Genomic DNA, 22,276 nt, shown 5'->3' with positions numbered 1-22,276 from the left:
GTCCGCACGGGTGGTCGGAAGCACCCCCGCGGACCAGGTAGTATTTCTTCTGTCGCCGCCCGCGGAAGCGGGAGGCGAGAGTCACGCGCCGCTAGCTCAGTTGGTTAGAGCAGCTGACTCTTAATCAGCGGGTCCGGGGTTCGAGTCCCTGGCGGCGCACATCGGTGAAGGCCCCCCACTTCGGTGGGGGGCCTTCACGCGTATCCGGCGTGGTTCCGCGCGCCCCCGGCAGCCCCGTGACCGCGCCACCGGCAGCCCGGGGCCGTCGGGACGACCGGCCTACCGCGCCATGACGAACTCGGTCAGGACCCGGGTCAGCAGCCACGGGTCCCGGGCCCCGCACAGTTCCCGCGCCGAGTGCATCGACAGCCCGGCCACGCCCACGTCGACCGTCGGCACGCCGAGACGGGCGGCGGTGATCGGGCCGATCGACGTCCCGCACGGCATCGCGTTGTGGGACACGAACGACTGCCAGGGCACGTCCGCCCGTTCGCACGCGGCGGCGAAGGCGGCGAAACCGCTGCCGTCGGTGGCGTACCGCTGATTGACGTTGACCTTGATCACGGGACCGCCGTTGGGCAGCGGACAGTGGTCCGGGTCATGGCGTTCGGCGTAGTTGGGGTGGACGGCGTGGGTCATGTCGGAGGAGACGCTCAGGGCGCCGGCGAGCGCTCGGCCGAAGTCCTCCGGACCGCCGCCCCGGGCGGTCACGGACCGGCCCAGCACCCGCTCCAGGAAGGGGCCCTGGGCACCGGACTCCGATCCGCTGCCGACCTCCTCGTGGTCGAAGGCGGCGAGCACCGGGATGTGCGCGGGCGGCCGGGCCGCACCGGCGGCGGCGACCAGCGCGGTGACGCCCGCGTGCACCGAGATCTGGTTGTCCAGGCGCGAGGCGACGATGAACTCCTCCTCGGCGCCGAGGTACCCGGGCGGCTGGACGTCGTGCAGCATCAGGTCCCAGCCGAGGATCTCGGCGGCGTCGGCACCGGCCTCGTCGGCGATCCTGCCGAGCAGGGCGCCGGGCCGCGCGTCGCCGAGCCCCCACAGCGGGGCCGTGTGCCGCTGCCGGTCCAGGGCGAGCCCCTCGTTGACGGTCCGGTCGAGGTGGATGGCGAGCTGCGGCACCCGCAGCAGCGGCCTGTCGACGCAGACCAGCCGGGTCGAGCCGTCGCGCAGGGCCAGCCGCCCCGAGACGCCCAGGTCGCGGTCGAGCCAGGTGTTGAGCGGCACGCCGCCGTAGATCTCCACGGCGATCTGCCGCCACCCCGCCGAACCGGTGTCCGGGGTGGGTTTGACCCGCAGGTTCGGTGAGTCGGTGTGGGCGCCGACTATCCGGAACGGAGTGCGGGCGGGAGCGCCCGGCGGGACGTACCAGGCGAGCAGCGCTCCCCCGCGGACGACGTACCGGCCTCCCTCCGCCGCGGCCGTCCAGTCGTCCCGCTCCCGCAACTCGGCGAACCCGGCCTTCTCCAGGCGCTGCGCCGCGCTCGCCACCACGTGGTAGGGGGAGGGGCTGGCTCTGACGAAGGCGAGCAGATCGTCGTTGTGTCCGCGGTCGAGCGTGTCATGCGTGGGGGACATGAATGCCTTTCAGGTGCTGTCGGGAGTCGGGGTGGGGGGCGTCGGCCGCCCGGCCGGACGCGGGGTTCGGCCCGGGCGGCGGCCCGTCCGGAGGCGGCCTGGCCGGCGAGGGCGCGCCGCGTCCCCGTCCGGGCCGGGATCCGGGAGTGCCCGGCCCGGACGCGAGCCGGGCCGGGACCACCCGGCGCCACCTCGTCCTCGGCCCCGGTCCGCAAAGAGCCGGACACTCGCCACGTCCGCGCCCCGGATCAGGCAACGCAGGTCCTTTCTTCCCTCGGCTCGGGCTTCCCTCGGGCTCGGGCTCGCCGCACGCGGACCTCCTCGGCACAGGTGCCCGGATATCCTCCCCGCGGCGAGCGGCCGGGATGCCTCGCTCCGCCGTCGTTCGAAAGCCGCCGCCGGACATCGGCACACCGGGCCGGTACGGCCACGGACCGGTACGGCCACGGGAGAACCGGGCGCTTCGGGGCCCGGCCGCCCCTTCGCCCGGAGCACACACGGAGGTCGCGGTCGCCCGGAACACACGCGGAGGTCGCGTGGGACGCCGGGCACCCGCCGCCCTCAGCGGTCCGGCGAGCAGCACTCCGAGGAATCCGTCGCCGGACACCCGTGTCGGACGCCCTCGCACCCTGCGAAAACCCCGCCCGCCCGAACGCCCCGCCCCTTCGGACCCACTCCGGACCTGCCGCCTTCGGGGCCCACTCCCGACCGGCACCCTCGGAGCCCACTCCCGAGCAGCCACCCTCGGGCGTCCCACCACCACCCTCCGGATACCCGACCGGCCACCCCGCCCCCTCTACCGGCTCAGCAACTCCTCGCGTCCGCGGTCCCGGTACTGGGCCACCAGGCCTTCCACGTCCGCCGCGGGCAGGGGCCGGTACGCCGGCTCGCCCGGGGGTCGCCACCACACCGGGTCCTGGCAGCGGAAGCCCTCGCGCCTGAGGCCCACCCGGTGGATCTTGTTGGTCGCGGTGACGGGCATCCGCTCCACGATCCGCAGGAAGCGGGGCGCCATCTTGGTCCCCAGGTCCGGCTGGGTGCCCAGGAACTCCGCGAAGGACGACGGGTCGAAACGAGCCCCCGCCCTCAGGGCCAGCGCCGCCATCACCTGGTCGCCCGCCACCGGGTCCGGGACGGCGTACACGGCGACGGCCGCGGCGTCCGCGTACCGGGCGAGGATGTTCTCGATCATCGCGGCGGCGAGGTTCTCGCTGTCGACGCGGAGCCGGTCGTCGGTGCGTCCGGCGAAGTAGAGGAAACCGTCGGCGTCGCGGTAGAAGAGGTCGCCGGTCCAGTACCAGTCCTCCCCCGCGTCGCCCCGCTCCGGGAACCGCTCCGGGGACCGCCCGCGGCGCCGGGCCGCGTCGGCCTCGGGATTGCGCCAGTACCCCTCGAAGGGACTGGCACCCCGGTTCACCAACTCCCCTATCGCCTCGGCGCCGTTGAGCAGGCGCCCGGTCCCGGAGAAGACGGCGGGCGGGCACTCGCGCCGGGTCGCCGGGTCGACCACGGCGAGGTCGTCGGCGGGGGCCGCCCGGCCGATCGCCCCGGCCGGGGTGCCGGGCGTGCGCTGGATGGCGGCCCCGCCCTCCGAGGAGCCGTAGCCCTCGACCAGCCGCGCCCCGAACCGCCGCTCGAAGGCGGCCGCGTCGACGGCGCCGGCCTCCGTGCCGAATCCCATGCGCAGCGGGTTGTCGCGGTCGTCGGGACGGGCGGGCGTGGCCAGCAGGTACTGCACGGCCCGCCCGACGTAGGTGAAGTAGGTGGCCCCGCAAGCCCGTACGTCGGTGAGGAACCCGGACGCCGAGAACCGGCGCCGCAGCGCGATCCCCGCGCCGGCCGCCAGCGCGGGCGCCCAGTCGGCGATCACCGCGTTGCCGTGGAACATCGGCATGCAGATGTAGTGGGTGTCGTCCGCGCGCACCCCGAAGTGGTCGACGAGCGAGCGCCCGGCGGCGGCGATCCTGCCCTGGGTGCAGATCGCGGCCTTGGGCGCGCCGGTCGAACCGGAGGTGAAGAGCAGCAGGAAGCGGCTGTCCGGGCCCGCCCGGCCCTCGTCCGGCTTCGCGCCCTCGTACGCCTTCAGGAGTTCGGCGTAGGCGTCGGTATCGGTCACCAGGACGCGTACGCCGGGGAGTTCGAGTCCGTCGAGGAGGGGCAGGTGGGCCCGCTCGGTGACCAGGACGCGGCACTCGGTGTGCCGGATGTCGCGGGCCAGCTCCGGGCCGCGCCGGGTCGGGTTGATCCCGGCGACGGCGGCACCGGCGAGGGCGGCCGCGCTCAACCACATCGGGTATTCGGGGGTGTTGTCGAGCAGCACTCCCACGTGCGGCAACGCGCCCGGCGGCAGCAGTTCGGCGAGCAGCGCCGCCCGGGCCGCCGCGCCCGCCGCCACCCGGTGGTGGCTGAGGACGCGGCCCTCGAACCACAGCCCCGGCCGGTGGTCGCCCCACCGTTCCCGTACGAGCTCCCCGACGGTGCGCCTGCTGGACTCCATGGCAGGGAACCATAATTGACGGATCGTCAGATGTAGAGAGACGTGTGCGTCCCGGCTCGGGCGTGCGCGCCTCAGATCCCGCCGAAGAGCGCGTCCTCGCTCGCGGACATCTCGTGGTACGTGATCATGAAGCCGATACAGAAGGCGATGATCACACCGAAGAACGCCAGCATGACCAGGGTGCCCGCGGCCACCCTGGCCCGGCTCGGCGTGTGGGCCGTGGCCTTGTCGGGGTGCTCGGCGGTGTAGTGCACGGTGACGACGTCGCCCTCGACGACCGTCGGGCGCCCGTTGCTCTCCTTGAAGCGTATGGCACGGCCGTCGCGCGTCGTGAACTCGTAGACGTGGTGCAGGGTCGTGGTGACGGAGGTGTCGTTGCCGCCCCCGCTGACCGTCGTGTACGAGCGCAGACAGCGCGCCTCCGCGGTCAGTCCGCTGTCCCAGGCGCTGCGCAGCTCCAGCGAGCGGCGGACCGCACCGGCCGCCGCGAACAGCACCAAGACGATGATCAGGCTGGGCAGGGCATAGAAGAACACACTCATGACGATCCCCCGTCGGTCGGAAACGGCTCCCCGCACGCCGACCTGGTCGAGTCGGCGTGCGGGGACGATACCCGCACCCGAGGCATCCGCGCCTCAAGGAATTCTCAGAACCGGGGTCCGGTGCGCGCGAACCTCAGAACGTGACGTCCGCGCAGGAGTAGAACGCGTTCGTCGTGTCCGCGACCGTCCACACCCCGAGGATGACGTGGTGTCCGCTCCTGCCGCTCGGCAGGGTTCCGGTGTGCGAGAGCGTGGACGGGGGGCGCTGTCCGTTGTAGGGGACCGTCAGGAACGGGGTGGTCTCCAGGTCCGCACGGGTGAGCGCGTGGTTCTGGTTCCAGCCGGTCTTGGTGATGAAGTACTTGAAGTCGGTCGTCGCGTGCATCGCGGTGAACTGCCAGCGGAAGCTGTAGCTCTGCCCCGCCGTGACCTTGGTCGTCGGCCAGGCCGTGCCCGCGGGCGTCCTGGGCTGGTCGAGCTGCCCGAAGTTGGTGTGGTTCGCGGAGCAGATCCGCCCGTCGGCCGGGCCCGCCGCCGGGAAGCCCTTGAGGCCCTCGACGCTCTGCGGTTCCCACTGGATGTCACCGCAGTTGGCGACGGTGCCGCCGTTCGCGGCGCACATCTTCTGCCGGCTGAGCGGCTGGTCGGTGTAGCCGTGGGCGCTGGCTCCGCCGGTGGAGAGCACGAACGTGCCCGCCACGGCGAGGCCGAGCGCCGCCGCGTACGTCTTCGCTTTCCTGCCGGTGAGGGACTGTTTCGCCGGTATGCGCATGCTGGCGCTCCTGGAGGACGTGGGGGATGTTCCCGTGAGCCGCGCGCGGTGTTGCCGTTCAGGTCTAGACCAAGTCCCAGATTATTGCGGGTAGTTGAACGTGTCCATACCAATAGCGAACCTGCCCGTGCGCTCCGGGAACGCTCCGGCGTGGATCAGGAGGACACCTCCCCGCGGCCGGTGCAGAACGCCACCGTGAGGTCCTTCACCAACGCCTTGCGTTCGTAGTCGTCCAGTTCCACCAGCCCCCGCAGGGTCAGCCGGGTCACCGTGTCCTCCACCGAGTCGACGACCGAGCCGAGCACGCTGTCGCGGTGCTGCGCGTCCAGGGCCGCGATCCGGCGGCGCTGCATCACCGCGGCGATCTCGGGCGCGTACTCGATCCGGGTCGGCTGCGCGGAGAACACCTCCAGGCCGACCGGGGCCGTGTCGGCGGCCACCATCCGGGTCAGCGCCTCGCCGACCGCGTCCGTGTTGCGCAGGGTCAGGTCCTTGACGACGGCGGGCGGCAGCTCGGCCGGCTGCCGCGAGAGCACCCGGGAGAGGGCGGCCTCCACGCACTCCCGCAGATACGTCCGGTGGTCGTCGACCGCGAGCGTGGCCCGCGCGGTGTCCTTGACCCGCCACACCACGAGCACGACCACCCGCAGCGCGACCCCGTTCGCGTCGACCACGGACATCGGCTCACTGCGCCAGTGCCGCAGCCGCACGTCGACCCGGCGGCGCAGCACCAGCGGGTTGACCCACATCAGGCCGGTGCGCCGGACCGTGCCGCGATAGCGTCCGAACAGTCCGAGCACCCAGGCCCGCCCGGTCCGGCCCCGGGCGAGCCCCCCGAAGCCGAAGAGGGAAAGGGCGCCGGCCCCCGCGTACGCCGCCCACTGCGCGGGCCCGAAGCCGGCGGCCGCGGACCCCGGCAGCCCCAGCGCCTCCAGCACGGCGGGCGGCAGGACGCCCGCCCACCAGGTGGTGAGACCGCATCCGGCCACACCACACGCCCCGGCCAGCACACCCGCCGCCCCGGGCAGCACCCGCGCGGGCCGCTCCACCAGCTCGGGGTCGACCTCCGGCACCGGACGCGGAGGTCTGCCGGGCGTGGTCCGCCTGACCCTCGGCTGCTCGCCGGTGCCGCGGCGGCGGCCCACCACGGCGGGGGCGAGCGGCACGGCCACCGGATCGGGGTCGTCGCGGAAGAGCAGGTGGACGGGGATCTCGGTGGTCACCTCGTTCTGGATGAGCCGGGCCGGCCGAGGACCGCCGGCGCCCTCGGCCACCGCCTCCGACCGGGGTTCCGTCGAGGGCGTTCCCTCGGAGTCCGGGGTGTGTGACGTCGTCGTACTCATAGCTGCCTCCATGCCTCCGCGCCTGGAAGTGTGTTCACGAGCCGTGCGGGACCCGGCCGGCTCAGGAGAAGAGCCGCCGCCAGGTCTCCGGTCCCGGATAGCCGTCGGCCGCCCCGCCGCGCCAGCCCTGGGACCGCTGGAAGGCCTCGACGCCCCGCCGGTCCGCCTCGCCCCAGCGGGGCCCTGGCCCTGTCGTGTAGTACGCGCCGAAGCCCTTCTCGACGAGCCGCCTCCCGAGCTGGGTGACGGAGGCGCTGCTCACGCCCGGCCGGAACACCGCGCGCCCCGGATAGCCGGGCACGGTGGGCGAGGTGCCCGGCACCGAGGGCGCCGGGGCCCCGGAGGCGCCCGTCGTCCCGGGGATGCCCTTGCCCTTGTTCCCGACCAGGTACGACCAGGTCGTCGGCCCCGGCAGCCCGTCCGCGTCCGCACCGGTCCAGCCCTGCGCCCGCTGGAACGCCTGGGTCGCCCGCCGGTCCGCGGCCGACCAGCGCGGCCCCGGCCCCACGGTGTAGAAGCGGCCCCCGCCCCGGTCGACCAGGAGCCGGCCGAGCTGGGTGACGTAGGCGTTGTCCGCGCCCGGCCCGAAGTACGCGGCGCCCGGAAAACCGGTCGTCGTGGACGGCAGGGAGCCGCCCGCGCCGGCCGCCACCCCCTTGTAGCGGTAGGGCACGTATCGGTCCGAGTTCGTCGCGTACGCGTACGGGGTGGACTGCTTCCTGGCCCGTGGCGGGGTCTGCTCGTAGGCGACGTAGTAGGTGTGCGTGTAGTCCGTCCAGCCGCCGAAGATGACGACGTGCGAGCCCTTCTCGGGGTTGTCCGGGTTGTGGAAGAGCAGCATGTCGCCCGGCTGGAGCTGGTCGCGGGTGATCCGCACCCCGAAGCTGTCGAGGCTGCCCGTCCATTCGTTGCCCGGCAGGTTCCAGGCCATCGAGACGAACCCGGAGCAGTCCTGGCGGTAACCGTCCTGCCAGTACTCGCTCATGCTGTACGGCACCCGCGCGTCGATCCAGGCCCTGGCCCGGTCGATGATCTTGGCCCGGGTGGTGGTGGGCGCCTTGACCGTTCCGGGCTCGGCGGGCAGCGCGGGTTTCCCCCTGGGGCCGTGCAGCGGTTCCTTGTGACCCTGCGGGGTCTCGGGTTCGTCGGCCGCGGGGGCGGCGCCGGGCCGGGCGGGCGCGTGCGCGGCGGCCACGGCGGGTGCCGCGGCCAGAGCGCCGCCCGCCGTGGCCGCCAGCGCGAGAGCGATGGGGGCCCGGCCCGCCCGGGCGAAGCCGAGAACGTGGGCGCGGGCCGCCGGGCGGTCCGTGCGGCCGGACGGGCCGAACGAGGGGGAGAAGGGCAGGACGCGCCGTCGGTGAACGCATCCGGGGCAGTCGCAGTCGCTCGCGGGATCGAGTTCCTCGAACACCGGAGTCTCCATGCACTGCCCCTCACACTCCAGATGGAAATGTCCGCAATTCTGCACATTCGTCAGTTTCTCAACTGTCCTCCGGCGGCGCACGTTGACGGTCCGAATGATGTACGGGACCGCTCCCACCTGCCACGCGGTCCCCTCGCGCGGTCACGAGCACCCCCGCGGGTCGGGTAGAGTTTTCGCGTCAGCAGGCGCCGCTAGCTCAGTTGGTTAGAGCAGCTGACTCTTAATCAGCGGGTCCGGGGTTCGAGTCCCTGGCGGCGCACAGACCGGCGGGCCTCCTCGTAGCGACGAGGGGGCCCGTCGTCATGCCGGAACGTCCGCCACCGCGGCCACCACCCGATCCCCTTTTCGCACTCACGTCCCAATGAACGCTTATGACCGGTTAACACCGCGTTTCGCTCTTGCGATCATGGCGGGCGGCGTAGAACCCTGGGGTCCAAAAGACTGTCGATTTAAGGCAGTTGAAACAGGTGGGGCAGGGCCGGTTGCGACCATGAGGGGCTGGGGGCCCGTTCGTGAACGACGCCGAGGGGGGCGTCACGCAACCGAGGGGCCGCAATTCCATGTCTATATGGTGGGAATGATGTGGTGACGCCGGCCGGCCAGTAAACCGCGTCCGTGAGGGTCGAGGGGGACCCGAGCGAACGACGAGAACCGACGAACACGCACCGACGGTGCGTGCGGGGGGATGACTCATGACGTCGACGCCGACGGGCGCCCGGCAGGAATTCGACAGTTCGGAGACGACTCAGCTGCGTATGCCCTCGCAGCGGACGGGCAGCTTCCGCAGGATCAAGAAGTCGCTTCCGAAGTACGACTACGAGCACTACAGCAGACTCGCGGGACCACTCACCCAACCCGATCCGGGCAAACCGTACAAGGTGCAGTACCGCTCCCTGCTGTCGCAGGAGACGCACCGCGTCCGCGCCGCCCTCATGCTGGGAGCGGCCCCGCTGCTCTCGCTGGTCCTGCTCGGCTGGCTGCTCCAGCCCGACCACTGGACCGAACGCGACTATCCCGCCTACGACTTCCTGCCGGCGCTGGACATCGTCATGCTGGTCTCGATCGGACTGATCGAGTTCTTCCGCTGCATGAACGTGCTGTCGAACGCGCACGCCACCCTGGTCGCCCGCGACCCGGTCCCGGTGGTGCCCGAAACCGGCACGAGAGTCGCCTTCCTCACCTCGTTCGTCCCCGGCAAGGAGCCCCTCGCCATGGTGACGAAGACCCTGGAGGCGGCCGTCAAGCTGCGCCACCGGGGCCTCCTGCACATCTGGCTCCTCGACGAGGGCGACGACCCGGAGGTGAAGGAGGTCTGCGAGCGCCTGGGCGTGCACCACTTCTCCCGCAAGGGCGTCGCGAAGTGGAACCAGGCCAAGGGCCCGCACCGCGCCAGGACCAAGCACGGCAACTACAACGCCTGGCTGGACGCCCACGGCGACGACTACGACTACTTCGCCTCGGTCGACACCGACCACGTGCCGCTGCCCAACTACCTGGAGCGGATGCTCGGCTTCTTCCGCGACCCGAACGTCGGATTCGTCATCGGCCCGCAGGTGTACGGCAACTACGACAACCCCATCACCAAGGCCGCCGAGTCCCAGCAGTTCCTCTTCCACGCCCTCATCCAGCGGGCGGGCAACTTCTACGGCTCCCCCATGTTCGTGGGCACCTCCAACGCCGTACGCATCAAGGCGCTGAAGCAGATCGGCGGCCTGTACGACTCGATCACCGAGGACATGGCGACCGGCTTCGAGATCCACCGCGCCAAGAACCCGGTGACCGGCCGCAAGTGGAAGTCCGTGTACACCCCGGACGTCCTGGCCGTGGGCGAGGGGCCGAGCGCCTGGACGGACTTCTTCACCCAGCAGCTGCGCTGGTCCCGGGGCACCTACGAGACGATCCTCAAGCAGTACTGGAAGGGCTTCTTCTCGATGCCTCCGGGCAAGCTCTTCAACTACACGATGATGATCATCTTCTACCCGATGTCCGCGCTCAACTGGATCCTCGCGGCCCTGAGCTGCGCCCTGTTCCTCGGGCTCGGGGCATCGGGCGTGAACATCGACCCGACGGTCTGGCTCATGCTGTACGGCAACGCCTCGGCTCTCCAGATCGGCCTGTACATCTGGAACCGCCGGCACAACGTCTCGCCGCACGAGCCGGAGGGTTCCGGCGGTGTCGCCGGCATGGTGATGTCGGCGCTGTCCGCCCCGATCTACGCCCGCTCGCTCATGGACACCGTACTGCGCCGCAAGAGCTCGTTCGTGGTGACGCCCAAGGGCGACTCGGCCAGCCCCGACACCCTGTTCGGGACCTTCCGGATCCACCTGTTCTTCATCCTGGTCTTCGCCGGGTCGATCACCGCCGGCTTCGTGTTCGGGCACTCCCACCCCGCGATGATCACCTGGGGCGTCTTCGCCCTGCTGATCACCGCCGCGCCGATCCTCGCCTGGCGCTGGTCCATGCGCCAGGACCGCGGGAAGAAGCCGGCGACACCCGAAGACGTCCACGTCCCGCAGCAGGCGTCGGTGCCGCGGCAGGAGCAGCACGGCCCGCACGCGCCGCAGCAGAAGCCCAGCTGGGTCGCCGCGGACGGGGAGAACGACCAGACCATGCAGATCGCCCTTGGGGGACGTAACAAATGAAAGACGGTGCCCGTCGCCGCCGCGCCCGCCGCCTCGGCATAACCGGGGTGGTGGTGCTCGCGCTGGCCGGAATGAACGGGCCGTGGCTGTATCGCTTCGGAACGGACAAGTACCACCACTACACGATCAACAAGCCGGAGTACAAAGCCGACAACGGCCACTGGGACGTGGTCGAGTTCCCGGAGGAGTACCGGCTCAACACGATCCACGCGGCCCTGCTCCACACCGGCAAGATCCTGCTGATCGCGGGTTCGGGCAACAACCAGGACAACTTCGACGCGAAGAAGTTCGACACCCGGGTCTGGGACCCGGTCAAGGGCACGATCAAGACCGTGCCGACGCCGGCCGACCTGTTCTGCACGGGGCACACGCAGCTCTCCAACGGCAATCTGCTGATCGCCGGCGGCACCAAGCGGTACGAGACGCTGAAGGGCGACGTCACCAAGGCGGGCGGCCTGATGGTCGTCCACAACGAGAACCCCGACAAGCCCATCACGCTGCCCGCGGGCACCAAGTTCACCGGCAGGAAGAACGGCAAGACGTTCGTGTCGAAGGACCCGGTGCTCGTCCCGCGCGCCAAGAAGGTCTTCGACAAGGCGACCGGCGCGTTCCTGCGCAACGACCCGGGCCTCGGCCGCATCTACGTCGAGGCGCACCGGAGCGGCCGGAAGCACGAGACCGGCACCCAGGACAACTACCGGGTCCAGGGGCTGACCGGCACCGACGCCCGCAACACCTACGGCATCGCGCAGAAACTCGCCCTGGACAAGAAGGACTTCCAGGGCATCCGGGATGCCTACGAGTTCGATCCGGTCGCCGAGAAGTACATCAAGGTCGACCCGATGAACGAGGCGCGCTGGTACCCGACGCTGACCACCCTCGGCGACGGCAAGGTGCTCAGCCTCTCCGGCCTGGACGAGATCGGCCAGCTCGTCCCGGGCAAGAACGAGGTCTTCGACCCGAAGACGAAGAAGTGGACGTACGCCAAGGGGATACGCCAGTTCCCGACCTACCCGGCGATCTCCCTGATGCAGAACGGCAAGCTCTTCTACTCGGGCTCGAACGCCGGCTACGGCCCCGACGACGTGGGCCGCGACCCCGGCGTCTGGGACCTGGCCAGTAACAAGTTCAGCAAGCTCAAGGGGTTGAGCGACCCGAACCTGATGGAGACCTCCGGCACGGTGCTGCTGCCGCCCGCGCAGGACGAGAAGTACCTGGTGATCGGCGGCGGCGGGGTCGGCGAGTCCGCCCTGTCCAGCAGGAAGACCCGGCTGATCGACCTCCTGGACAAGAAGCCGAGGTTCGTGGACGGGCCCGAACTGGAGACGGGCACCCGTTATCCGCAGTCCTCGATCCTGCCCGACGACACCGTCCTGGTCTCCGGCGGCTCCGAGGACTACCGCGGGCGCGGCGACTCCAACATCCTCCAGGCGCGGATCTACGACCCCGGTTCGAACACCTTCGACCGGGTCGCCGACCCGCTGGTGGGCCGCAACTACCACTCGGGTTCGATCCTGCTGCCCGACGGTCGCGTGATGTTCTTCGGCTCCAACTCGCTCTACGCGGACAAGGCCAACACCAAGCCGGCCACCTTCGAGCAGCGCATCGAGCTGTACACCCCGCCGTACCTCTACCGGGGCTCGCGGCCCTCGCTGTCGGGCGGGCCGAAGACGATCGCCCGCGGCGCGTCGGCGACGTTCACCTCGGCGCACGCGTCCTCGATCAAGACGGCCCGGCTGATCCGGCCGAGCGCGTCCACCCATGTCACCGACGTCGACCAGCGGTCCATCGCCCTGGACCTCACCAGGACGAAGAGCGGGATCTCGGTGACCGTGCCGAAGAACCGCAACCTCGTCGAGTCCGGCTGGTACATGCTGTTCGTGACGGACGACCAGGGCACGCCCAGCAAGGCCCAGTGGGTCAAGGTTCCCTGATTCCAAGGGAGTTGTTCACGCGTACGTGACGGGGCGCCCTCCGCGGGAAAGCGGAGGGCGCCCCGTCGCGTTCGGCCCGGCGTACGGGCCGCGGCTACTTCGAGGCCTTCGCGAGCTTCAGGGCGTACTCCGCCCACCACTCGCCCGCCTTCGGGCCGCCCCTGCACGTGCCGTCCGACTCTCCCGGCCGCTTGACCCACAGATACGCGTCGACGAGCGGGTCGGCGGTCCTGGTCGTCGGGCTCTCGCCGAGCGCGCGGCCCGGGGGGTTGCACCAGTTCTCGTCCGCCTCGCCCCGCGTGTACGGCCCGTTGCCGTTGCGGCTGGTGTCGATGACGAAGTGCTTGCCGCCGACCTTCGCGGCCAGCTGCTTGCCGTAGGCGACGGAGTCCTCGGTCGAGTAGAAGTTGGAGACGTTGACCGAGAAGCCGTCGGCCCGGTCGACGCCCGCCCACCGGAGCGGCTGGAAGATCTGGTCGGGGTGGCCCCAGCCCGCGTTGCCCGCGTCCAGGTACACCTTCGTGTTCTTCAGGGACGTCAGTTTGTCGACGGCGCCCTTGAGGAGGTCGTATCGCTCCTCGTGGAACTCCTCCGGGGTGCAGCGGTTGACCAGGTGCAGGATGGCGTCCGGTTCCAGGATCACCGTCGCGGGGCGGTCCCCGATGCCCTTCGCCACCCCGTCGATCCAGGTCCGGTACGCGTCGCCGTCGGCGGCACCGCCCTGCGAGAACTGGCCGCAGTCGCGGTGCGGAATGTTGTAGAGGACCAGGATCGCGGCCCGGTCGGCCTTCTCGGCGGCCTCGGTGAAGCCGCGCGCCTCCCCCTCCGGGTTCTCCGCGCCGATCCACTCGCCGGTGGGCTGCCCGGCTATCTTGCGGATCTGCTCGGCGGCCTCGTCCTTGCCCGCCTCGGCGTAGGCGGCGACCTGCTCGGCCGCGTTCCCGTCCGGGTTCACCCAGAACGGGTCCGCGTTCTTCGGCTGCTGCGTTATCTCGGCTCCGGAACGCTCGTCCTTGCCGCCGTCGCCCCCGGAGGAACACCCCGCGAGCAGCAGTGCCGCCCCCAGCACCGCCATGGACGACCGTGCCCCGGCACCCTTCTTGCCGTACATGCAACTCCCCCTCGGGTGCACCGTCCTAAGCCTCAATCCTGACATACCCGCCGCGCGGCCCACGAGGCCGTGCGGACCCTTGTCGGCCGACTGTTACAGCTACCCCGGACCGGATGAACACACCGCCAGAGATCCGCGTCCGACGGGGAGGGCGACGGAACCGGGGCGGGGTGGAAACGCGCGAAGGCCCCCGGGAAACGCCGTGGGAACCGGGACGAATCGAACGCATATTCATCCATCGCCGTGGGAAGGCTTCCGGCACGACCGCACACGGCCTGCGGGCATCACCCGGCGCCACCGTCGCGGACCTCGCACCGAACAGCCCATGAGCCCCGGCGCTCGCGTGGTCCGAGCCCGTCTCCAGCGGCCCCGGCCCGCGACCGGTCGACCAGGCCCGACCGTCCCGCCCGACGGACGGGCCGCAGACCTCCCGCGCCGACGCCGGGTTTCTCCCGCAACCCGTGCGCGCGCGGTCGAGGACCAGCCCGGCCGGCGGCTCAGGGGGGAGCGGGTCGCCGACCGGGCCGGGTGACCGCACGTCCCGAACCACCGCTCACAGCGCGCTCCCGGTGAGATACGCGGAGACGACCACGTTCGCCGTATAGCTTCCGCTCGCCTTGTCGAAGGTTCCGCCGCAGGTGATCAGCCGCAGCTCGGCCCGGCCCGACTGCCGTGTCCCGTAAGCCTGTCGGGCATCGAAGTGGTCGCGCGCGAGCACCTGGACGTCGTCCACGGTGAACTCGGCGACCCTGCCGTCGTCGCGGACGACCCGGACGGTGTCGCCGGGCTTGACGGAGCTGAGCCGGTAGAAGACCGCGGGCCGGGTCTCGGTGTCGACGTGACCGACCATCAGCGCGGTCCCGGCGGCCCCCGGCCGCGCCCCGGCCGCGTACCAGCCGACGACGCCCGGCTGGTCGTACGGCGGGGGATCGATGCCGCCCAGCCGGTCGAGCCCGCGGGCCACGACGGGGGCCTGCACACCGGTCGCGGGGATGTCGACGCGCTGCGGCCGGGCGTTCGGCAGGGGCTTCAGCGCGGGCGGCAGCCGCACCTCCGGCGGCCTCCCGACGGCGGCGATGTCCCCCGTGGTCGGCGCCGAGATCCCCAGCCGCAGGTCCGTCACCTGACGGCCCCACAGCCACAGCCCGAGCAGCAGCGCCAGCCAGACCACACCGGTCAGCAGCCGGCCGGTACCCGCGGATCGTTCCCGTTCGGCCATGTCAGTCGCGTCTGTCGTGGCCCCGGCGGACGCTGCGGACCGCGACGGCGATCGCGGCGACGCCCGCGAGGACCAGCCCGATCACGGCCTGCCTCGTACCGGGTCCGGCCGCCCTGGCGTCCGCCGCGGCGAAGCGGGCGGCGCCGCCGCCACCCGCGTGCACGGGCGCGACCGGCGAGGCGGGGGCGGAGACACTCGGAGCCGAGTCGTGCGGCGCGGAGTCGTGGGGTGCGGAGTCGTGGGGCGCGGATTCCGGCGGTGCGGATTCCCGCGGCAAGGACTCGTGGGGCGCGGTGTCGTGCGGTGCGGAGTCGTGCGGCGCGGAGTCCTGGGCCGAGGTGTCGTGGGGTGCCGAATCGTGCGGCGCGGAGTCGTGCGGCGCGGTGACGGTGACCGTGCCCTTGACCCGGCCCGCGTGGCCGTCGCAGTCGACCTCGATGCCGTAACTGCCGGGGGCGAGCGTGGTCCGGACGCGGGTCTCGCCGATCAGTCCGGCGCCGCCCCCGCCGGTCAGCCGCGCGTCCGAGACGAAGGCGTCCGACGCCGCGGTGCCCGTCCGGCCCCCGCAGCCCATGGCCCGCACCTGGACGTCGGTGCCGGGGGCGGGGGATCCCGGGGTCACGGAGATACCGGCCGGGCCCGCGCCCGCCGCGTACGCGGCGGGCGTGAGCGCGGCCGCGACCACCGCCCCGGCACCGAGAGTGAGTCGCATTGAGCGCATCGTGAAACCTCCAGACATCTGGAGACTCCCCCTCGCGGCGACGGCCCGCATCCCCAGCGGGCCGCCACTGCTCCGTACGGGTCCGTCCTCGGCCCCGGGGGTTTGGATCCGCTCGCGCGCTCCGGGATTCAGACGCGGTCGACCAGGTCGGCGATCGAGTCGACGATCTTCGACGGCCGGTACGGGTACCGCTCGACCTCCTCCGGCCCGGTCAGCCCGGTCAGGACGAGGAAGGTCTGCATCCCCGCCTCCAGTCCGGCCAGGACGTCGGTGTCCATGCGGTCGCCGATCATCGCGCTGGTCTCGGAGTGCGCGCCGATCGCGTTGAGCCCGGTCCGCATCATGAGCGGGTTCGGCTTGCCCGCGAAGTAGGGCTGCTTGCCGGTGGCCTTGGTGATCAGCGCGGCGACCGCTCCGGTGGCCGGCAGCGGACCCTCGGTCGACGGGCCGGTCTCGTCCGGGTTGGTGGCGATGAACCGGGCGCCGCCGTTGATCAGCCGGACCGCCTTGGTCATGGCCTCGAAGGAGTAGGTACGGGTCTCCCCGAGGACCACGTAGTCCGGTTCGTGGTCGGTCAGGACGTACCCGATGTCGTGCAGCGCGGTGGTCAGACCCGCCTCGCCTATGACGTAGGCGGTGCCGCCGGGCCGCTGGTCGTCCAGGAACTTGGCGGTGGCGAGGGCGGAGGTCCAGATGTTCTCGACCGGCACGTCCAGGCCCATGCGCCGGAGCCTGGCGTGCAGGTCGCGGGCCGTGTAGATCGAGTTGTTCGTCAGCACGAGGAAGGGCTTGCCCGACTCCCGCAGCTTCGTGATGAAGGCGTCGGCGCCGGGGATCGGCACACCTTCGTGGATGAGGACGCCGTCCATGTCGGTGAGCCACGATTCGATGGGCCTGCGCTCTGACATGTGCTGGGTCTCCTGCCGTCCTGGCGTACGTACGCGCGCGATCCGGGGGCGCCGGAACGACGTCGTGCCGACGCCCCCAGCCTAGTCAGGACCGCGGGACAGGGGGCCGGAGCGGGGGTGCCCTGCGGAGGCCGGGCTCCGGGAGGGCGGACCTCCCGCCGTCAGCATCGGCGCGGGCGCAACCGCCGGGCCAGGACGAGCAGTCCGGTTCCGGAGACGAGCAGGGTGAGCGCGAGCACGGCCGGGCCCAGCGGGTTCGGGGCGCCGGGCCCGGTACTGGCCAACTGGTCGGACGGCTCCGCCGCACCGGTCCCCGCGGTCGCGTCGCCGGTCGTCCCCCCGCCGGTGGTGCCGGTGCCGGTGGTCCCGGTGCCGTTCCCGCTCGCGGTGCCGGTGCCGGCACTCGCGCCGGTGCCGGCGCCCGTACCGGTCCCGGGGTCGGACCCGGCGTCCGCCGTGCCGTCCCCGTCCGCGCCGGTGTCCGCGCCCGGCTCCTCGCTGCCGCTCTTCGCCTTGTCCTTGTCGTCGTCCTCGACCCGGAACCGGTAGTCGTTCGACTCCCCCACCCAGTCGCCGTCGTCTTCGTGCCGCTGCACGACCGCCGCGTTCACGACGACGGTGTTGGGAGCGGTCGCGTCGGAGGTCAGGGAGAGCCGCACCTTCACCGTGAGGGTGCGGCCGGGTGCCACGGTGAACCCGGGGAAGCCGTCGTCGAAGGGCCCGACGTTCTCGTTCTCGTCGCTCCGCTCGAACGTCACCTCGTGCGCCCGCGCACCCTCGTAGAACTCCAGCCGCGTCTGCCGCGGGCGCAGGGTCCGCTTCGCGTCCACGAGGACGACGACCGGATGGATCGCGCCGCAGGTGTGCGCCGTGGTGTTGGTGAGGTCGATGTACCAGGTCCCGAAGTCGCCGCCGGCCTGATAGGCGTCGGGGCCACCGTGGATCCGGGCCCTGACCGGGAAGTCACGGGCGTCGGACGAGACGCAGGCGGCGCCGGGTTCCCGCGCGTGGGCCGGGGCCGGCGTGACACACAGGGCGAGAACGGCCGGGGCGAGCGTGAAACGCAGGGCGAGGGCCATCGGAGGTCGGGCCGCCGGGGCGGCGGGGGGCGGGGCCAGACCCGTCGGTTCGAGGGAGGACGGGGTGAAGGGTCGGGGCGTACGCAGTCGCATGAGGAGCCTTTGTCCGATCGGGGGTCGGCGGGGACCGGGAGGTTCGAAAGCGTCAGGCGGTGCCGGGCAATGGCCTCGCGACCCTGCCACGCGTCACCCCCGTCGGCGGACCGCCACGCACGGGACCACCCCGTTCGGCCGCGCAATTCCCCTCTCCTGGCCCCCGGATCCCCCGCCGGGCGGCAGGGAGCACGCCGGGTCGGGTCGGTCGGACGCGGACACCACCGACCCCGACCGGGCGCGCGGGAAGGCTCTCGCCCGACCCACGCAGCCCGACCCGCCGCCCAGCTCACTCTGCCCGACGCACCCAGCGGAACTCACGGCCCAGCCGGGCCCACCCGGCTCGCTCCGCCCGACCCACGCAGCGGACTCGCCGCTCAGCTCGGTCCGCCCGGCTCGCTCCGCCCGGTTCAGCCCTCCCCGCGCCCGAACAGCGGGGCCAGCAACAGCTGGGCCGCCCCCTCGGCCACCCCGCGCGCGCCGCCGGGGGCCACCCGGACCGGCACCGCGGCAGCGCCTCCCTCGCGCCGGGCCCGTTCCTCCAGGACGGCGCCGACGCCCCGTACGAAGACCTCCTCGTGGGCCGCCACCGTGCGCCCGCCCAGCAGGACGAGGTCGATGTCGAGCAGCCCCACCAGGTTCGCCGCCCCGGCCCCGAGCACCCGGGCGGCCTCGTCCGCGGTCCCCCGCGCCACCGCGTCCAGACACAGCACCTCGATGCATCCCCGGTTGCCGCACTCGCACAGCGGGCCGTCCAGCTGGATGACCTGGTGCCCGAACTCCCCGGCCCCGGTACGGGCGCCCCGGTGCACGACCCCGCCGAGCACGAGCCCGGCCCCGAGCCCCGTACCGAGATGGAGGTAGGCGAACGAGCCACCGCCCGCCGAGCCCGAACCGGACCGGACGCCGGACAGCACGGCGACCCCCAGCGCCGCCGCGTTGGTGTCCTTGTCCACCACCACCGGCAGCCCGAGCCGCCCGGCCAGCGCGTCCCGCAGGGCGAACCCGTCCCACTCGGGGAAGCCGGTGACCCGGTGCAGCACGCCCAGCGTGTGATCGAGCGGCCCCGGCAGCGCGACCCCGACGCCCAGCGGCGTCACCCCTGCGAGCAGGGCGGAGACCTCCTGGGCCGCACCCTCCACCACCGCTTCGGCACCGGCTCCCAGGTCCAGCGGCGCGTGCCGCTCGGCCAGCACGGTCCCGGTGAGGTCGCAGAGCACGACGGTCAGCTCGTCCCGGTCCAGGTGCAGCCCGACGGCGTGCCCCGCCTCGGGCACGAGCCGCAGCACCGTACGGGGCTTGCCGCCCGTGGACGCGCGGCGTCCTGCCTCCGCCGCGAACCCGTCCGCGCGGAGGCGCGCGGTGATCTTGCTGACGGCCTGCGGGGTCAGTCCGGTCCGCTCGGCGATCTCCAGGCGGCTGATGCCCGCGGCCCCCGCCGTACGGAGCAGATCGAGTACCAGCGCGGCGTTGTGGCTGCGCAGGGCGGGCAGGTTCACCCCGGCCGCCCCGATACCCGCGACGCCTCCCGGGCCACCGGGCACGCCCTGGTTCCCCGGGCCGCCCGGCCCCCGGGAAGCACCCGACACTCCGGCCGTCCCGGCCGACACCGACACCGGTCCCCGCCCTCCCGGAACCGCCGGGATCCCCGACTTCCCGGGGATCCCCGACTTCCCGGCCCCACCCGCACTGGTCCTGTTCACGCCGCCCATTGTCCCCCGCACTTGCACTTTGGCAACAGCGTTGCGAAAGTAGGACGCATGACAGGCATGACTGGTACTGGTACGCCCCTTCGCGTGGGTCTCGTCGGCTACGGCCTCGCGGGTTCCGTCTTCCACGCCCCGCTGATCGCCACGACCGAGGGGCTCACCCTCGACACCGTCGTCACCTCCGCCCCGGAGCGGCAGGCGCAGGCCCGCGCCGAGTTCGGTGACGGACTGCGGTTCGCCGCCGACCCGGACGAACTGCTGGCACGCGCCGACGAACTCGACCTGATCGTCATCGCGTCCCCGAACAAGACCCACGTCCCGATCGCCACCGCCGCCCTGAAGGCGGGCCTCCACGTGGTCGTGGACAAGCCGATCGCCGGTACCGCCGCGGAGGCGCGCGAGCTGGCCGCCCTGGCCGACGAGCGCGGCCTGCTGCTCTCCGTCTTCCAGAACCGCCGCTGGGACAACGACTTCCTGACGCTGCGCAAGCTGCTCGCCGAGGGAGAGCTGGGCGACACCTGGCGCTTCGAGTCCCGTTTCGAGCGGTGGCGTCCGCAGCCGAAGGGCGGCTGGCGCGAGTCCGGCGACCCGGCGGAGATCGGGGGTCTCCTCTACGACCTCGGCAGCCACCTCGTCGACCAGGCGCTCGTCCTCTTCGGCCCCGCGGCCTCGGTGTACGCCGAGTCGGACATCCGCCGCCCGGGTGCGCTGACCGACGACGACACGTTGATCGCGATCACGCACACGAGCGGGGTCCGCTCGCACCTCTACGTCTCCGCGACGACGGCCCAGCTCGGCCCGCGCTTCCGCGTGCTCGGCTCGCGGGCGGGTTACGTCAAGTACGGCCTCGACCCGCAGGAGGCCGACCTCCGCGAGGGCAGGCGCCCCGGGACCACGGCCGACTGGGGCGTCGAGCCGGAGGCCCTGTGGGGCCGCGTCGGCTCCGGCGAGTCCCCGCTGACCGGCGGCGGCCGACCCGAGCCGACGGTCCCGGGCGCGTACCCCGCGTACTACGAGGCCGTCGCCGCCGCGATCACCGCCGGCGGCCCCAACCCGGTCAGCGCCCACGAGGCCGCGGCCGCCCTCGACGTCCTGGAAGCGGCCCGCCGCTCCGCCCACGAGGGAACGGTGGTGTCGCTGTGACCGCGCCCGTCGCACCGGAGATCGCCGAGCTGGAGGAGCAGGAGCGCCGGCTGACGCTCCCCCGCTTCACGCACGACGACGCCTGGACACTCGGCACCCTCCTGGTCGAGCTCGCCCGCGAGCGCGGCGCGCCGGTCGCCATCGACATCCGCCGGGCCGGCCAGCAGCTCTTCCACGCGGCGCTGCCCGGCTCGACCCCGGACAACGACGCCTGGATCGACCGCAAGCGCCGCGTCGTCGAGCGCTACGGCTGCTCCTCGCTGCTGGTCGGCTCCCGGTTCCGCGCCAAGGGGACGACCTTCGAGGAGTCCTCCCGGCTGGACCCCGACGCCTACGCGGCCCACGGCGGCGCGTTCCCGATCGCGGTGACGGACGCGGGCGTCATCGGCACGGTGGTGGTCTCCGGGCTGCCCCAGGTCGAGGACCACCAGATGGTGATCGAGGCCCTGGAGAAGTTCCTGTCGGCGTAGCCGACGACCCGGTTCCCCGCGCCCCCTCAGGGGCGCGGGGAACGGCGCAAGGGCGACAACGCCCCCGCGCCGACAAGAGACCCCGGCACAGACGAACCCCGCCCTGAACCCAGTGGAACGCTCACGCGTTCTTGAGTTCCTGGCGTTGCCGCCCCAGCCCCCCGACCTCCAGCTCCACCACGTCACCGGCCCGCAGGAACGGCTTGGGCTCCGGCTGTCCGAGCGCGACCCCGGCCGGCGTACCGGTGTTGATGACATCTCCGGGGTACAGCGTCATGAACTGGCTGACGTAGCGGACGACCTCAGCCACCGGGAAGATCTGCTCGGCCGTCGTGCCGTCCTGCTTGAGCTCACCGTTCACCCACAGCCTCAGCGACAGCGCCTGCGGGTCCGGGATCTCGTCGGCGGTCACCAGCCACGGACCCAGCGGGTTGAACGTCTCGCAGTTCTTGCCCTTGTCCCAGGTGCCGCCGCGCTCGATCTGGAACGCGCGCTCGGAGACGTCGTGCGCGACCGCGTACCCGGCGACGTGCGCGAGGGCCTCCTCGTGGGACTCCAGGTAGCGGGCGGTACGGCCGATGACGACCGCCAGCTCGACCTCCCAGTCGGTCTTCACCGACCCGCGCGGCACGAGCACCGTGTCGTTCGGGCCGACCACGGTGTCCGGCGCCTTGAAGAAGATCACCGGCTCGGCGGGCGGCTCGGCGCCGGTCTCGCGGGCGTGGTCGTGGTAGTTGAGCCCGATGCACACGACCTTGCCGATCCTGGCCACGGGCGGTCCGACCCGCAGTCCGGTCGCGTCCAGCGAGGGCAGGTCACCCGCCTCGGCGGCGGCACGAATCCGGTCGAGCGCCGCGTCGTCGGCGAGCAGCGCCCCGTCGATGTCGTCGACGAGTCCCGACAGGTCCCGCAGGGTCCCCCCGGCGTCGAGCAGCGCGGGCCGCTCCGACCCCGTCGTACCGACGCGCAGCAGCTTCATGGTCACCATCTCCCTCGAATGCGGGCCGTCGACCGACGGGTGCGGCCATCGGAGAACCGGTCGATCCTCCAAGCCCGCCGTCCAGTCCGCAAGACCCCGTTCACGGACTG

General features: G+C 72.3%; 17 protein-coding genes and 2 tRNA genes. 6 read left to right on the top strand and 13 right to left on the bottom strand.

Annotation, left to right across the window (positions count from 1 at the left end; genetic code table 11):
• The first annotated feature begins 85 nt into the window (after window positions 1–85).
• Window positions 86–159: transfer RNA gene (locus tag ACFYW7_RS00930), tRNA-Lys, on the top strand.
• 120 nt (window positions 160–279) lie between these two features.
• On the opposite strand, the gene ACFYW7_RS00925 is transcribed toward ACFYW7_RS00930, so the two are convergent.
• From ACFYW7_RS00925 to ACFYW7_RS00900, 6 genes are all read right to left on the bottom strand, one after another.
• Window positions 280–1,581, bottom strand: a complete 1,302-nt coding sequence (locus ACFYW7_RS00925; protein WP_389496869.1) for a M18 family aminopeptidase — start codon at window positions 1,579–1,581, stop codon at window positions 280–282.
• Between the two features lie 796 nt (window positions 1,582–2,377).
• A complete protein-coding gene (locus ACFYW7_RS00920) occupies window positions 2,378–4,078 on the bottom strand; it encodes an AMP-binding protein (protein ID WP_389496868.1) in 1,701 nt (566 codons plus the stop codon).
• 71 nt (window positions 4,079–4,149) lie between these two features.
• Entirely contained in the window at window positions 4,150–4,620 is a 471-nt protein-coding gene (locus ACFYW7_RS00915) for a DUF3592 domain-containing protein (protein ID WP_389496867.1), read from the bottom strand.
• A 133-nt stretch (window positions 4,621–4,753) separates the two neighbouring features.
• Window positions 4,754–5,392 (bottom strand): lytic polysaccharide monooxygenase, encoded by a 639-nt coding sequence (locus ACFYW7_RS00910; RefSeq protein ID WP_389496866.1) that lies wholly within the window; start codon window positions 5,390–5,392, stop codon window positions 4,754–4,756.
• 155 nt (window positions 5,393–5,547) lie between these two features.
• Window positions 5,548–6,735, bottom strand: coding sequence for an SPFH domain-containing protein (locus tag ACFYW7_RS00905; protein ID WP_389496865.1), 1,188 nt, complete (start codon window positions 6,733–6,735; stop codon window positions 5,548–5,550).
• A 61-nt stretch (window positions 6,736–6,796) separates the two neighbouring features.
• Window positions 6,797–8,158, bottom strand: coding sequence for a peptidoglycan-binding protein (locus ACFYW7_RS00900; protein WP_389496864.1), 1,362 nt, complete (start codon window positions 8,156–8,158; stop codon window positions 6,797–6,799).
• Window positions 8,159–8,343: 185 nt separating this feature from the next.
• On the opposite strand from ACFYW7_RS00900, the gene ACFYW7_RS00895 reads away from it, so the two are divergent.
• The 3 genes from ACFYW7_RS00895 (at window position 8,344) to ACFYW7_RS00885 (ending at window position 12,734) form a co-directional block, all read left to right on the top strand.
• A tRNA-Lys gene (locus tag ACFYW7_RS00895) sits at window positions 8,344–8,417 on the top strand.
• A 433-nt stretch (window positions 8,418–8,850) separates the two neighbouring features.
• Entirely contained in the window at window positions 8,851–10,800 is a 1,950-nt protein-coding gene (locus ACFYW7_RS00890; RefSeq protein ID WP_389496863.1) for a glycosyltransferase family 2 protein, read from the top strand.
• Window positions 10,797–12,734: a galactose oxidase-like domain-containing protein gene (locus ACFYW7_RS00885; protein WP_389496862.1), complete on the top strand. Its 1,938-nt coding sequence runs from the start codon at window positions 10,797–10,799 to the stop codon at window positions 12,732–12,734. The genes ACFYW7_RS00890 and ACFYW7_RS00885 overlap by 4 nt, the downstream gene beginning before the upstream one ends.
• A gap of 94 nt (window positions 12,735–12,828) precedes the next feature.
• On the opposite strand, the gene ACFYW7_RS00880 is transcribed toward ACFYW7_RS00885, so the two are convergent.
• The 6 genes from ACFYW7_RS00880 to ACFYW7_RS00855 form a co-directional block, all read right to left on the bottom strand.
• A complete protein-coding gene (locus tag ACFYW7_RS00880) occupies window positions 12,829–13,845 on the bottom strand; it encodes a glycoside hydrolase family 6 protein (RefSeq protein ID WP_389496861.1) in 1,017 nt (338 codons plus the stop codon).
• A gap of 553 nt (window positions 13,846–14,398) precedes the next feature.
• Window positions 14,399–15,064 carry a class F sortase gene (locus ACFYW7_RS00875; RefSeq protein WP_389496860.1) on the bottom strand — a complete coding sequence of 222 codons (666 nt, stop codon included), beginning with the start codon at window positions 15,062–15,064 and terminating at the stop codon, window positions 14,399–14,401.
• Between the two features lies 1 nt (window position 15,065).
• The gene (locus tag ACFYW7_RS00870; protein ID WP_389496859.1) at window positions 15,066–15,785 is read right to left on the bottom strand and encodes a hypothetical protein; all 720 of its coding nucleotides are present in this window, start codon (window positions 15,783–15,785) and stop codon (window positions 15,066–15,068) included.
• 128 nt (window positions 15,786–15,913) lie between these two features.
• Window positions 15,914–16,693: an HAD-IIA family hydrolase gene (locus tag ACFYW7_RS00865; RefSeq protein WP_389496858.1), complete on the bottom strand. Its 780-nt coding sequence runs from the start codon at window positions 16,691–16,693 to the stop codon at window positions 15,914–15,916.
• Between the two features lie 161 nt (window positions 16,694–16,854).
• Window positions 16,855–17,865 carry a hypothetical protein gene (locus ACFYW7_RS00860; protein ID WP_389496857.1) on the bottom strand — a complete coding sequence of 337 codons (1,011 nt, stop codon included), beginning with the start codon at window positions 17,863–17,865 and terminating at the stop codon, window positions 16,855–16,857.
• Window positions 17,866–18,275: 410 nt separating this feature from the next.
• Window positions 18,276–19,409, bottom strand: coding sequence for an ROK family protein (locus tag ACFYW7_RS00855; RefSeq protein WP_389496856.1), 1,134 nt, complete (start codon window positions 19,407–19,409; stop codon window positions 18,276–18,278).
• A 216-nt stretch (window positions 19,410–19,625) separates the two neighbouring features.
• On the opposite strand from ACFYW7_RS00855, the gene ACFYW7_RS00850 reads away from it, so the two are divergent.
• On the top strand, window positions 19,626–20,717 hold the full coding sequence (locus ACFYW7_RS00850) for a Gfo/Idh/MocA family oxidoreductase (protein WP_389496855.1): 1,092 nt from the start codon (window positions 19,626–19,628) through the stop codon (window positions 20,715–20,717).
• Window positions 20,714–21,187, top strand: a complete 474-nt coding sequence (locus ACFYW7_RS00845; RefSeq protein WP_389496854.1) for a heme-degrading domain-containing protein — start codon at window positions 20,714–20,716, stop codon at window positions 21,185–21,187. Before ACFYW7_RS00850 ends, ACFYW7_RS00845 begins: the two co-directional genes overlap by 4 nt.
• A 121-nt stretch (window positions 21,188–21,308) precedes the next feature.
• Here ACFYW7_RS00845 and ACFYW7_RS00840 read toward each other — a convergent pair whose 3' ends face one another.
• Complete coding sequence (locus ACFYW7_RS00840; protein ID WP_389496853.1) at window positions 21,309–22,166, bottom strand: fumarylacetoacetate hydrolase family protein; 858 nt, start codon at window positions 22,164–22,166, stop codon at window positions 21,309–21,311.
• Window positions 22,167–22,276: the final 110 nt, after the last annotated feature.

The sequence above is a fragment of the Streptomyces sp. NPDC002580 genome (assembly GCF_042889485.1).
GTDB lineage: Bacteria > Actinomycetota > Actinomycetes > Streptomycetales > Streptomycetaceae > Streptomyces.
Note: the sequence above shows the minus strand (reverse complement) of the source record. Positions and strands in the feature narration are given on the sequence as shown.